Below are 13253 nucleotides of genomic sequence, written 5' to 3'. Positions count from 1 at the left end.
GCCTTTGTGGTACAACTTTCAACAAACTCTCAGCTGGGCTTCATGCTCCTTTCAGCTTGGATTAAGCTGGGTTTCAGAGTTCTGGGCTATACTTCGTTTGTAAGAAAAAATAGACAAGATAAAAGGAGAGATTCGAATGAAAATGCTCAACAAAAAAATACTTACTACTACTTTGGCTGCCTCTATTGTACTAGGTGGAGGACTCGCCGGTCTCCTGCAGTCGAAAGCATTCGCGGATGAGACAACAACTACAACCTCAACTTCGACTCCGAATCCGACCGATACCCAGAAACAATTCAAGGGACATAAAGGCGGAGATTTTGATAAGCGTGGTAAAGCAGGGTTAAACATAACCGAAGAGCAAGTAGCCGGAATTATGGGGATCACCAAGGATTCTCTGAAACTTCAGATGGAGGATGGAAAATCTTTAGTTGATGTGGCGGCAGGTTATGGGTTCACAAAGGAAAGCTTGATCATTTCGATTGAATCGCTGGTCTCAACTCAAATCGCTGCAGATGTAGATTCTGGTAAAATTACGAGTGAGCAGGCCGACCAATTGAAATCCAAGCTGACCGAGAAGGTGGAAAGGTGGGTTACCGGCTTCCACGATGAGGGCGGCAAAGGCCATGGTAAGGGTGGAGATTTAGGCTTCCATGGCAACTCGGACGCAGTGACTTCGATTCTTGGCATCACGAAGGAAGAATGGAAGACAGCACAGCAAGCAGGTAAATCGGTTGCAGATATTGCTCAAGAGAAAGGCATTTCCGAAGATGATCTGATCAGCAAACTGAAAGATAGTCTCACCGACCAGTTGAAGAAGTTCGTACAGAGCAAGCATGAGGTGAAACAACAACCTGTAGCAACGGAAACTCCGTCAACGGAAGATTCCAGCTCTTAATTCATAGTAACGCCAGCAGCCGTTCCGGATGGAGCGGCTATTTTCCATTTCGCCATCTTTGGTCTTTTCAAACAATTCCAGCGGATGTACAATCAGCGAGAGAGGAGTTTGATGATGCCAGCTGCTAAGGTGAATAAATGGGGAATATTGCAAATTGTTAACATGGGAACACTGATCTCTACATTGGATGTAGGCATTGTAAACGTATCGCTGCCGATAATGGCTGAGCAATTCTCCGTATCGCTTGCACAGATTCAATGGGTGGCTACTATTTATTTGCTCACCATGGTGGCGCTGCTTCCGTTTCTTGGTAAACTGTCTGACCGCCTCGATAGGCGTCAGATATACAGCTACGGGTTTTTGGTATTCGGCATCGGATCACTTGCCATCGCACTCTCGCAAGGCTTCCTAACCTTGCTGTTGTCGCGCTGCTTGCAGGGGATCGGCGCAACGATGATCATGGCGAACAGCCAAGCAATGGTACGGCAAGTGTTCCCGGATCATGAGCGGGGACGGGCGTTAGGTGTTAATGCGATCGTGATCTCAATCGGGACACTGTCCGGTCCGGCATTGGGAGGATTATTGCTTGAATTCCTGGATTGGACATGGCTGTTCTGGATCAATGTGCCGATTGCTATCGTTGCATGCGCACTTGGCTTTCGTTGGTTTCCGCAAGGAAGGGGCGACACGGCCCGAAAGCCATTTGACTTCGTTGGCGCTTTCTTGCTCGCAGCCGGAGTCTGCCTGCTCATGCTGGCAGCGGAATCGGCCAAGAAAGAATCAGTCGTATCGCCGGGAGTCTGGATCGAAGGAGGGGTCGGCCTCCTGTTGCTGATCGCCTTGTTCGTGCAGGGGAGACGAATTGACTATGGTATTCTGGATCGCGAATTGTTCCGCTTACGGAAAGTATGGTTAGGCAACGCCAGTTCATTCCTGATTAATCTTGCCCAGACGGCCACGCTCATTCCGATCACGTTCTATATGCAGAGTCAGCTTGGCTATTCGGCATGGTCGACGGGGGCGCTTCTTATGCTCCAGCCGCTCACGATGGGCGTAGTCGCTCCATTCGCCGGCTGGTTCCGGGACAAGTACGGTGGATCGTTCCCAATTGCAGCAGGGTCTTTATTGTGCGGTGTCTCGATGCTGTTCGTCGCTTTGCTTCCACATGTGACGGTGCTTGGTGTCGGACTTCAACTGGGCTTGTTCGGAGTAGGCATAGGATTATTCCATGCGACTAACAATGCAGAGATTATGAGCTCGGCTCCGGCATCCAAGAGCAGTCTGGCCTCAAGTTTATTGGCCATGGTCCGTTATCTCGGACAGATCGCCGGGATCGGGCTAGCTACATTGCTAGTCGGTTCTATGAGTGCTGCGGGAGGAGAAGCGGAGTCATTCGGTGTTCCTATCCGTATCTTGTTCGGCCTATGTTTCTTGCTGTGCCTTGCTGTGACCTTAGTCGGACGATTGCTGCCTAAGGAGCAAGTAGCGAGTGGGGTTCAACTTTAACCTGAATGGAGAGGGGCAAGGCTCAATGAAGCGGACCCTGTTGTTGAGTAACGGAACATACTATACCCCGAACGGTGTACTCACAGATGGACATATGAGCATCGCGGAAGATGGTCGGATCGCTGCTATTGGCGCAGGAAAGTATCGAGCTGGAGTGAATCGAACGGAAGCGATCCCCGGTCAACAGCATGCGGAGGTTGTGGATTGTACAGGCTTGCTCGTGCTGCCGGGCTTCATCGATGTGCATGTTCATGGTGGCGGTGGCTTCGATATGCTGCAATCGACTTTCGAAGGTCTTGATGGAATGAGTCAATACCACGCCGGCTATGGGACGACAGCATTCCTCGCGACGTCCACTACGGCAAGTTTGGCTGTAATAGAGGAAGCGCTGCGCAGTACTGCGGTTGCTGTTGGAAGAACGACTGGTGCGGAGCTGGTCGGCATTCATCTGGAAGGACCGTATCTGAACGAGATTCGTCGGGGTGCTCAGAACAAGGACCATATTCGGCTGCCGGACATCGGTGAGATGGTACAGCTGTTAGAGGCGGCGGAGGGACATATTCGACTCGTTACCCTTGCTCCCGAAGTCGAAGGCGGATTTGCTGCGGCAAGGTGGCTGACGGAGCGGGGAATTACAGCCTCTGCTGGACATTCCAACGCCACGTATGCTGAAGTGGAGGAAGCGGTGCGATGCGGTGTGAACCATACGACACATCACTTCAATGGGATGAGCCCATTCCATCACCGCGATCCTTCTGGCAGGTGCAGGCTTGATGATGCCGGAACTGACAACGGAGCTGATCTGTGATGGCATTCATGTCCATCCTGCGGCGGTCAAGCTGCTGTTCGATACGAAAGGACCGGGCAAGGTGTGTATCATTACGGATGCGATCTTCGCAGCGGGGCTGCCGAACGGCAGCTATGGCGACATTGTGGTGTCTGGTGGCGAGATTAGGCTCGCAGACGGCTCGAGCCTAGCCGGCAGCTCGTTAACGATGCTGCAAGCGCTGAGGAATGCAATCCAGTTCACCGGGTATTCACTGGAGAAGCTGCTGCCTTCCCTGACCACCGTTCCAGCAAGGCAAACGCGGCTCGATGATCGGAAAGGCTCGCTTGAAGCGGGCAAGGATGCGGATTTTGTGATCCTCACACCCGAGTTGGAGCTTGTGGCGACTTATGTGCGCGGGAAAGAAGTGTACAGGGCTAGTCGTTATGTGTAAGGATAGAAGAAGCTGCAACCGGACATTACGGGTTGCAGCTTTTTTTCCTATTTAGCATGTTCAGAATTCATTCAGATTGATGTGATTTAATTAACTTTAGAATAATGGGATACGAGACATGATCTGAGAGGAGACCATCATCAAATGCGAATACCACCAATTCAACAAGAAGCAATCGACCAAGCAGAAAATCATGGAAGACGACTTGTTCGTTGGAAGGGAGGGTTTTGGACATTTGAGGGGGCACGGGAAAGCGGAGACAGTTGGAATGGAGTTCCGGTTCCCGAATGGTATTGTCGCACGAACACAGTGTTCGCACTGGTTCGACGCGGACTTATGGTGATTGATGACTTTACATGTGTGTATTTGGCCCGTTCGCCTAGTCAGGAATAGATTACGAGGTTATCTTCCGATTCTACTAGAAGGAGAATGTCTCTTGAGAACGATAATTGTCGATGACGAACCGTTAGCTCTATTTCATATGGAAAGACTGTTGCAAGAAGTGGAAGTAGTACTCTCTCTTCATCTAGAGATTGTGGGGACTTTCAAAGATCCGCGCTCGGCGCTGGACTTCGCTCAGTATGAGMCTCTGCAACTTGCTTTTGTGGATATCGAAATGCCTGAGATGAATGGGCTGCAACTGGCTCAACAATTGGTACAGCTGTATCCACATATCCATGTGATATTCATAACGGCATATCGCAGTTTCGAAATAGAGTCATTTGCGTTAATTATGGATGATTGTTTGTTTAAACCCGTACTGCTCAGCAAATTGTCGAACATTCTTCAGCGCATCGCAAGCTGCAACCCCCCGTATACCCAATAGTCCGAATCGGGCAATCTGTTGATCGTTCAGCAGATTGTTTTTTTATGTGCGGAAATCCACTAATCCACCAATTACTTACGAAAGGTTTATGGCGGGATATATCGAATAATAATAGGATATATCGAAGATTGTCAGATTGACACGGAGGAAACGGAATGAGCCGTCAAAGCATACAACGAAAACTAAATATAGCAAGACAAGAACTACTGGATCTCGGCATGCGGAATCCATTGCTGAATTATAGAACCTTGAAAGCACGTGGCCTGGACATTGTGAACGAACGGCCTGGGGACGTCTACGATATTCTAGTAAAAGCGAAGAAGAAAATGTCCTTTCTCGTACGAGAACGTGAAGAAACCACAGGAACTAGAGGAAATACGGATACTGAGGCTGTTGCAGGAGCCCCAGATGAAGCAGGTCCGGAACATTCTCCCGTTACATTACAAGCGTACAGAGATGCCAAGCTGCAGACGAATTATACGGATATCCAGCTGCAGAGCCGCTTGTTGAACACCTATACGGCAGCAAGGACCTACATTGAGGAGCAAGGGGTCAACATTCTATACATGGCGCTTGGTATGCTGGAGTGGTATGAGTCGGAATCCAGCCAAGAATGCAGAAGAGCTCCGCTAGTGCTCGTTCCTGTGCAAATTGATCGTGTAAGTGCCCGCGAACGATTCACGATAACTTATACGGAAGACGAGATCGGCCATAATGTGTCACTGGTCGCTAGAATGAAGAATGATTTCGGCATAGTCCTCCCGCCCTTGGAGGATGAGGATGCGGAGCTGAATGACTATTTTGCCAAGGTGAAGGCAGCGGTCGAAGGGCAGAATCGATGGTTAGTCGATTGCGAGAGTGTGGTGATCGGCTTCTTCTCGTTCGGGAAATTTCTGATGTATTGGGACTTGGACCCTGACAATTGGCCGGAACATTCGAAGCTGTTGGACCATCCGATTATCTCAGCGCTACTGGAGAGCGGGTTCAACGAGCCGCCATCCACCATAAGCGATGGCGATCATCTGGACAAACATTTGAAGCCGGAGAGCTCCAATCTGATTAAGGAAGCGGACAGCTCCCAACTGCTCGCTATTGCTGATGCGAACCAAGGCCGCAATCTCGTCATACAAGGTCCTCCTGGAACAGGTAAATCGCAGACGATTACGAACCTGATCGCGGAAGCAATCGGCAATGGCAAGAAGGTGCTGTTCGTATCAGAGAAGATGGCCGCTCTGGAAGTTGTTAAGCGTAGGCTTGACGAGGTAGGGTTAGGTATCGCTTGCCTAGAGCTGCATAGCCATAAGACGAACAAGAAAACGTTGTTGAATGAACTCGCGAATACGCTGGATCTTGGAAGACCTATGAGTTCACAGAGCAAGAGCGCCGGATTGGTACATGAGCTCATCGATCGATTGAACGACTACTGCGATGCGCTTCACACGCCTATTGGTCATTCTGATGTCACGCCCTATCAGGCGCTAGGGCAATTGACTAAGTATAAGGTGGCAGCACAAGGTTTCGCCTTTCCCAGAATTCGGATCCCCCTGATGGAGGAATGGGCGTCGCACACCTTCACCCAATCCGAGCTGCTTCTGGATGAACTGCAGAGTGTGATCCGTGCAATGGGTTTACCGATTCGGCAACCATTCTGGGGGAGTAAAAAGAAGCTGTTCCTGCCCCACGAGCTTGAGGAGTTGCAAGAAGCAGTCGGCGCGGCGATTAAGGCAACGATGACGATTCGAGATTCCGTCGCTGAATATGCGACGATCACGATGTTCCCGCACACGGACCATCTTGCCGATGCTGCCTTATTACTGAAGCTCGGCAGACGGGTGCTGGAAGCTCCCAAGCTGGATCAGGTGAACTTGCGTTCCGACAAATGGCTGAGTGCAGCAGATAGCTTGAACCAGCTGTTGGAGGCCGGGAAACAAGTGGCTCTTATCCGCTCCACCCATGGAGATAAGCTTATTCCGGCTGCATGGGAGCAGGATGTGCTCGGAGCAAGGCAATCGATCGTGCAGTTCCAAGGGAAATGGTGGGGATTCCTATCTGGCGACTTCCGTAGAGCCAAACACCAGATTCGAGCCTTGTTTCGTTCTCCCGATGCGAAGGAGATTGATTATATTGGTGTGATTGATTCGATTCTCGATGCTCAGCATGCGGCGCGGGTTATTGACGCACATGAGGGATTGGCGAGAGAATTGCTCGGTAGCGGCTGGAACGGACAGTTGACGGATTGGGCTTACTTGTCCCGATTGCTGGACTGGATCACTACTCTGAAGATAGATATCCGCGATGGCCAAGTTCCAGAATGGACGCTGGATTGTGTCGAGAGACTCCAGCAACAAAGCAACCTGAACCACATCGTAAGCAGACTGGATGAGGACCAGCGGCTTTTCATTGAAGCAATCGAGAAGCTGCAAGTGCTGCTGGAGTTCGATGGAGCGCTGAGGTTCGAGAATCAGGGGCAGTTCGTGGAGCAGCCATTCACTGACTTGCTAGACATGTTCGGCCAATGGTCGGATCGGGTTACGAGCGTACAAACACTTGCTTCTTATAATCGGCTATCGCACACCTGCATAGAACAAGGGCTTCGACCGGTTATTGAGCTAACTATCCATTGGGAGCATTCTGCAGACCGGTTAGTGGACGTCTTCCGTTGGAACTGGTATGAAGCGTTGACGATCAGAGCATTTCAAGAGCGATCCGCACTATCCCAATTCGAAGGCAGTCAGCATGAGCACGCCATTCAGAAATTTGCCGAGCTGGATATCGATCTGACCCATCGCAATCGCTATAAACTGGCAGAAGCGCATTGGCGCACGTTACCACACTATGATGCAGGCGGTCAATTGGGCGTGCTACGGCGGGAGTTCGAGAAGAAGACCCGACATCTGCCAATCCGGCAGCTCATGTTGAAGGCAGGTAATGCAATTCAGGCGATTAAGCCGGTGTTCATGATGGGCCCGCTCTCGATCGCTACCTATATTCATCCGGGTAGTCTTGAGTTCGACTTGGTCATCTTCGACGAAGCGAGTCAAGTGAAGCCTGTTGATGCATTCGGTGCGATCATTCGGGGCAAGCAGATTGTGGTGGTGGGGGATAGCAAGCAGATGCCGCCGAGTAATTTCTTCGATTCCATTCAACAGGCGGATGGTCAGTCGGAGGAGGAAGACGATTTTGTAGGTGATATGGAAAGCATATTGGGCTTGTTTGTGGGTCAAAATGCGCCGCAGCGTATGCTCAGATGGCACTACCGCAGCCGGCACGAATCGCTTATCACGGTATCCAATCATGAGTTCTATGATCACAAGCTGGTTGTGTTTCCGAGCCCGGACGCCGATCGACGTGAATCCGGACTAGTCTACAACTACTTGGAGCATACGAGCTACGACCGCGGACGTACACGTACGAATAAGGAAGAGGCGAAGGCGGTAGCGAATGCCGTTATGGAACATGCCAGGAAGACACCGCAATTGTCATTAGGTGTTGCAGCGTTTAGCATGGTGCAGATGCAGGCTGTGCTTGATGAGCTTGAATTGTTGCGCAGAGCCGATGCCTCAGGCGAACCTTTCTTCGCACAACATCCACATGAGCCGTTCTTCGTGAAAAACCTGGAGAATGTGCAAGGGGACGAGCGTGACGTGATCTTGATTAGCATCGGGTATGGGAAAACATCTGAAGGGTACATGAGTATGGATTTCGGTGCTTTGAATCGAGAGGGTGGAGAACGTCGGCTCAACGTCCTCATCACCCGCGCTCGAATCCGTTGTGAAGTATTCACTAACCTGAGGTCTGACGATATCGATCTGAATCGCAGTGGGGCTCGAGGCGTTAAGGCGCTCAAGACATTTCTCCGATATGCGGACAGCGGCATACTGGACGTGCCAGGCCAGACTGGGAAAGCGTTGGACTCACCTTTTGAAGAAGCTGTCTACAAGCAATTGACCGATGCCGGCTATACCGTTAAACCGCAAGTAGGTTCCGGAGGATTCTACATCGACCTGGCCATCGTCGATCCAGAAACGCCTGGTAAGTTCATTCTAGGTATCGAATGTGACGGGGCTACATATCACAGTGCTCGGAGTGCCAGGGACCGGGATCGGTTAAGGCAGCAAGTGCTGGTGGGGCTCGGTTGGCGCATTCATCGTATCTGGAGTGCGGATTGGTACCGTCATCCAGAACGTGAGTTAGGGCGCGTTATAGAAGCGATCAAGCAAGCTCAGAATGGAAGTAAGACGGGACCCATGCAACAGAAGGATGTGCAACTTGCAGCTACTTCCAGTAGTGGAATCGAAATCGAGCGGGCAACAAGTGAGTCATCGATTACTGAGCACGATCACCAAGAGAGCTTGAAGTATGAAACAGCGGAAATTACGGGTATCGCCCTGGCAGGAGGGGAGTTCCATGAGCTCCCAGTCTCGGACGTAGCTGCTTGGGTACTTGCTATCGTTAAGGTTGAGAGCCCAGTGCACATAAGTGAGGTCATTCGACGCGTGAGCGAGGCGATTGGGCTGAAGCGGGTCGGCACACGCATCCAAGCTTCGATCATGGAAGCCGTTCGTTACTTGGAGCAACGAGACAAGCTGAATCAGATGGGGGATTTCCTCTGGATTCCAGGTATGTCCATCCCTCCTGTACGGGATCGAAGCGAACTGACAGTTAGGAAATTAGACCTGATCGCCCCGCAGGAGATCGCGGCCGCGATCATGCGAGTCGTTCGGGAGACATTCGGCATCGAACGAGATCACTTGCCGCAGTCCGTCTGTCATGTGTTGGGGCTTACCCGGGCAACGGATGATGTGAAGTCCTATGTAGACGAAGTGCTGAACCGACTTATTGCCAAACAGCATTTGGTGGAGAAAGGCAGCCAGGTTTCCCTGGCTGGATAAATGTGATGAAGGGAACAGAGGATCTTCTATGAGCCATGACCAAATAAATCTAACCAAACAAGGACAGGACATGCTAGTCAACGTACGATCCATTGTACGAGATCTGCCTGAAGTAACAGAGCAGATTGATGGATTCGGATATACGACATTTCGTGTGCGGAACAAAACGTTCATCATGATGGGCGGCACTGTAGAGAAGGGACCCACCTTATCGATCAAGGCCAGCAAGGAGGAGCAGGAATTCTTGTTGGGACAGCAAGGTCCTTACTGGAAGACACCTTACATCGGTCAGCACGGTTGGGTGTCTACTTCTGCAAATACCCCGGGCTGCTGGTCGGATCTGGAACCGTTGATCGTCGAAGGCTATTGCCTCGCAGCTCCGAAAAGATTGGTTCGGCAGGTAATGGATGAGCGCCTGAAATAATGGCACAATGAACAGATTAGTCTAGCAACTGCAAGCATCTTGTACCGCTCTCGGGTGGCGCAAAGACACTTGCAGTTGTTTTTGTTGAACATAATATTGGTATGTTTTTGTTTTTCTGGAAAAACATCATCTGCTATAATGTGGGTTAGAGATAGAGAACGGAGAGGAAGGCGATTCGGATTGTCGTGGTTAAGAAAGTGGTTATCCCCCTTAAATGCAGTTGTGCTAACACAATTTCTTAGTTCGTTTTCAGACAACCTGAATTTTTTCCTGATCGTGGGGATGGTGAAACGGCAAGGTGTGGAAAATCCTGATGGAACCGTGGCATACATTCAAATCGCGTTTCTATGTGCCTACGTGGTTCTGGCTCCAATCGTCGGTGCGTTTGCGGATAAGAAAGCGAAGTCATACGTACTGCTGATCGGAAACATTCTGAAAACTTCTGGGATTGCCTTGCTGTTGTTTGGCTTGCCTCCTGTGCTTTGCTACATGCTGGTAGGGATCGGAGCCGTAATTTATTCGCCGGGGAAATATGGCATTCTATCTGAATTAACCTCGACCGAGAGCGAGTTGCTGCGGGCCAATGCGAAGGTGGAGGGATCGACGATTCTCGCGATCTTACTGGGTACGGTGTGCGGAGGGTTGTTAGCGCAGAATTCCGACCTTCCTGCGATTCTGGTCTGTCTGGCTGTTTATTTGCTATCGCTGACTATGACGTTCCTCATCCCTGCACAGGCGGGAAATGCCGCAATTCGATACGGCAAGGAAGCTCGGCAGTTTTTCCATGATTGCAAGGTTATGCTTACCAATCCACGCGGGCGGTTTTCCTTGATCGGGACTGGTGCGTTCTGGCTGACCGCTTCCGTATTGCGCATTGCTCTAATCGCTTGGCTGCCGCTTAATCTAGGTATTACCGATACGGACCAACAGTCGCTCATTATTGGAGTTACGGCGATGGGAGTAGTGGTGAGCGCGTTCGTCACGCCCAGATGGGTACCGGAGGGAAAGCTGCACCGGGCGTTCTACTTCGGCGTATTGATGCTGACTACTGTAATGGTGGCGACATTCACGCATCAACTGTGGCTGACAGTTACGTTGCTCTTCTTCACGGGGTTGTTCGGAGGGACATTCGTTATCCCTCTGAATACGATGCTGCAGGAAGAAGGGAAGGATCTGATCGGATCGGGGAAAACAATCGCTGTGCAAAATTTCTCGGAAAATGTGCTCACGGTCACAGGTTTAACAATCTATTTGACGCTGACAGAGATGGATGTTTCAGTCAATTGGTCGGTCATCGGCATCGGAGCTATTCTGCTGATCTTCATCTTGTACTTGGCTACTCAACTGAGAGCAATCAAGCTGGCCGCCATTCAATTCAAACAGAAGCACCAGATGTCTAGCGTGAACTATTACGATCATTAGCATAGTTTCATCAAGTTGGGTCGTGGTGCTGGCAAGGCGCGGAATAACCGTGCTTTTCCGATCCCGACGCAACTTGCGTTTTCCTAGAAATGTAAGCGCGAACAAAGAGGAGTTTTCGAAGAATGTCTCGAATACATAAGGATAGGACAAAAAACGACAATATTTTCATATTGGAATAGTACGAAAGGATGGTGATCTCTTTGTCCGGCATTGCCCAAGCTATACTCTTGATGGATCGTATGGTGCTAATGGTTCAACAGCATGTGAAGCGCGGAGGGATTGTCTGGAACTTCCCAGGTGGAGGAATCGAAGAAGGGGAAACGMCGGAACAAGCATGCATTCGTGAAATGAAGGAAGAGACCGGCATTGAGGTTCAGATCGTAAAGAAACTGCACGAACATGCAGGCAAGTATACATTCTTGACCGTAATGACCGGCGGGCAGCTGCGGTTAGATAAAGAGAATGCTGCGAATGAAGATTTGGTCGATGTTGCATGGGTCGACCTGGATGATGCGGAACGGTTCGATTCCGTTACAAAGCCAATCCTTGCATTGATCGCAACTACATAATGTACATAGTCGAACACGATACGCCGGGCATGTTTTGCATATTCACCTGAGGAGGGAAGCCTCTTGTTTCTCATACACGCTTTTCAAATGTTAGGAGAAGCTTATAGCGTCTATTTCTCCTACATGATCCTGTTCCTGATCTCGATTCCCATTGCGTTCATCCGTACAACCCAAGTGCTATACAAGCATCAGATCAGCAGAGCCTGGCACGTCGTGGCCGAGATTGCGGTAGAGCTTACGAGACTATTCCAGTATATAATTGTGTTGGCCAAGGGCACCGATACGGCACTCCGAAGCTTGCTCTCCTCTGGTTCAGCCTGGGGCGAGATGTTCGCGGGTATACGTTTGATGCAGATCCCAGATGCCATCTGGGAATTCGTCGGGTTCATCGTCGTATTTGCCTTGTATAACGCACTATTAATCGGTCTGTTTAGGCGATCTGTCATCGATTCGCTTATGAACAAGTTGAAAATTACCCGTTTTGAGGGATCAGCTATGCAAACCGCTATCATGCTGGCTTTTAAAAACCTATTTCTAATTCCGGTTAGTGTCATTTTTATTTTTCAGATTCTGCACTTTATCTAGATCGAATAAACACGGACTGCCGCCCGCGTCACCATAAAGTGACGCGGGCGGCAGTCTGTGTTTCCGGGAACTACTTGGCTTGCTCTGTAATCTGCTTATCATTGCGTTCACCGCATCGCGCAGGGCCGAATTGGCATCGCTGCCTTTGGAGCCAGTTCGTATAGCTCATCCCAACTCATATTGTCCTTCGGATACGCGACGACGAACTGATCGAACAAGTCCTTGTTGTAATACAGCACAAGCGAACGCGTCCATGTAGGCAGACCGTAGATATCGCCGTTCGCCAGCTTGCGCTGAAGTTCAATCGTAGTCGGTTCGAAACGGTTCAAGTCCAGCTTATCCTTGGCGATCAAATCGCTGATGTCGCTTTGCAGTTCAAAGCTCATCAGGGCAGAGGCGGTCGAAGCGACCATAAGGTCGATTTTCTCCCCGGATGCAATAACTTCCCCTAAGGTTTTACTGTTCAGCTGCGGAATGATCTTGAATGTCCAGTTGGGAAATTTCTCTTAAGTTTGTTGCCGTATTTCTCCATGAGTGACTCGACTTTCTCGCCAGTCGAATCGTAGATCACGATAGAAGCAGGCTGACTGGCGGGATCCGGCTGCTTGGCAGATTCTACGGTGCTCTTGTCGTTCGACGAACTGCCGTTATATGAAGCTGATCGATGACTATCCTGAATGGATCGATCTTAGGGATTCAATCGGTAGTTTAGCAAAGTAACGCAGCGTTTTCTTTCCTGCAGTTCGCTATAAGAGATGCTTATTTGTCTCGTAGGAACATCTGCAACTAAAGACTCAAAAACCCGGGAACGCACAACTTTTCTGAATTCTCCGTCGTCAAATATGTATGAAAGGTAATAAAGTTTTCCAATTTCCTTGTTTCAAAATGTATCAGAGGGGTAAATACGCAAT

The 13253-nt window shown here is 50.0% G+C and carries 12 protein-coding genes; 11 read left to right on the top strand and 1 reads right to left on the bottom strand.

From position 1 onward, the window contains the following. Positions 1-136 precede the first annotated feature (136 nt). From AC1DWB_RS10785 to AC1DWB_RS10735, 11 genes are all read left to right on the top strand, one after another. Positions 137-898 (top strand): hypothetical protein, encoded by a 762-nt coding sequence (locus tag AC1DWB_RS10785; protein ID WP_477541059.1) that lies wholly within the window; start codon positions 137-139, stop codon positions 896-898. A 111-nt stretch (positions 899-1009) separates the two neighbouring features. After that, positions 1010-2404 carry an MFS transporter gene (locus tag AC1DWB_RS10780; RefSeq protein ID WP_477541058.1) on the top strand — a complete coding sequence of 465 codons (1395 nt, stop codon included), beginning with the start codon at positions 1010-1012 and terminating at the stop codon, positions 2402-2404. After that, positions 2388-3212, top strand: coding sequence for an N-acetylglucosamine-6-phosphate deacetylase (locus AC1DWB_RS10775; protein ID WP_477541057.1), 825 nt, complete (start codon positions 2388-2390; stop codon positions 3210-3212). Before AC1DWB_RS10780 ends, AC1DWB_RS10775 begins: the two co-directional genes overlap by 17 nt. Further along, positions 3178-3624 carry an amidohydrolase family protein gene (locus tag AC1DWB_RS10770; RefSeq protein WP_477541056.1) on the top strand — a complete coding sequence of 149 codons (447 nt, stop codon included), beginning with the start codon at positions 3178-3180 and terminating at the stop codon, positions 3622-3624. The genes AC1DWB_RS10775 and AC1DWB_RS10770 overlap by 35 nt, the downstream gene beginning before the upstream one ends. A gap of 144 nt (positions 3625-3768) precedes the next feature. Beyond that, positions 3769-4017, top strand: a complete 249-nt coding sequence (locus AC1DWB_RS10765; RefSeq protein WP_477541055.1) for a hypothetical protein — start codon at positions 3769-3771, stop codon at positions 4015-4017. A gap of 43 nt (positions 4018-4060) precedes the next feature. Then, the gene (locus AC1DWB_RS10760; protein ID WP_477541054.1) at positions 4061-4450 is read left to right on the top strand and encodes a LytR/AlgR family response regulator transcription factor; all 390 of its coding nucleotides are present in this window, start codon (positions 4061-4063) and stop codon (positions 4448-4450) included. A 155-nt stretch (positions 4451-4605) separates the two neighbouring features. After that, complete coding sequence (locus AC1DWB_RS10755; RefSeq protein WP_477541053.1) at positions 4606-9342, top strand: DUF3320 domain-containing protein; 4737 nt, start codon at positions 4606-4608, stop codon at positions 9340-9342. Between the two features lie 28 nt (positions 9343-9370). Further along, positions 9371-9766 (top strand): MmcQ/YjbR family DNA-binding protein, encoded by a 396-nt coding sequence (locus AC1DWB_RS10750; protein WP_477541052.1) that lies wholly within the window; start codon positions 9371-9373, stop codon positions 9764-9766. Positions 9767-9946: 180 nt separating this feature from the next. Beyond that, entirely contained in the window at positions 9947-11188 is a 1242-nt protein-coding gene (gene lplT, locus AC1DWB_RS10745) for a lysophospholipid transporter LplT (RefSeq protein ID WP_477541051.1), read from the top strand. A 200-nt stretch (positions 11189-11388) separates the two neighbouring features. After that, complete coding sequence (locus tag AC1DWB_RS10740) at positions 11389-11757, top strand: NUDIX domain-containing protein (RefSeq protein ID WP_477541050.1); 369 nt, start codon at positions 11389-11391, stop codon at positions 11755-11757. Between the two features lie 63 nt (positions 11758-11820). Then, positions 11821-12342 (top strand): hypothetical protein, encoded by a 522-nt coding sequence (locus AC1DWB_RS10735; RefSeq protein WP_477541049.1) that lies wholly within the window; start codon positions 11821-11823, stop codon positions 12340-12342. A 107-nt stretch (positions 12343-12449) separates the two neighbouring features. Here the strand turns inward: AC1DWB_RS10735 and AC1DWB_RS10730 are convergent, their stop codons facing one another. Then, on the bottom strand, positions 12450-12818 hold the full coding sequence (locus tag AC1DWB_RS10730) for an extracellular solute-binding protein (protein ID WP_477541109.1): 369 nt from the start codon (positions 12816-12818) through the stop codon (positions 12450-12452). Between the last annotated feature and the right edge of the window lie 435 nt (positions 12819-13253).

The organism is Paenibacillus sp. P4_E11 (assembly GCF_056401635.1).
The sequence above is the reverse complement of the archived record's forward strand: the minus strand, read 5'-3'. Positions and strand labels throughout refer to the sequence as shown.

Coding starts and splice junctions, on each gene's coding strand:
- AC1DWB_RS10765 (WP_477541055.1), top strand. CDS start 3,769: ATGCGAATACCACCAATTCAACAAGAAGCAATCGACCAAGCAGAAAAT.
- AC1DWB_RS10770 (WP_477541056.1), top strand. CDS start 3,178: ATGATGCCGGAACTGACAACGGAGCTGATCTGTGATGGCATTCATGTC.
- AC1DWB_RS10750 (WP_477541052.1), top strand. CDS start 9,371: ATGAGCCATGACCAAATAAATCTAACCAAACAAGGACAGGACATGCTA.
- AC1DWB_RS10755 (WP_477541053.1), top strand. CDS start 4,606: ATGAGCCGTCAAAGCATACAACGAAAACTAAATATAGCAAGACAAGAA.
- AC1DWB_RS10785 (WP_477541059.1), top strand. CDS start 137: ATGAAAATGCTCAACAAAAAAATACTTACTACTACTTTGGCTGCCTCT.
- AC1DWB_RS10780 (WP_477541058.1), top strand. CDS start 1,010: ATGATGCCAGCTGCTAAGGTGAATAAATGGGGAATATTGCAAATTGTT.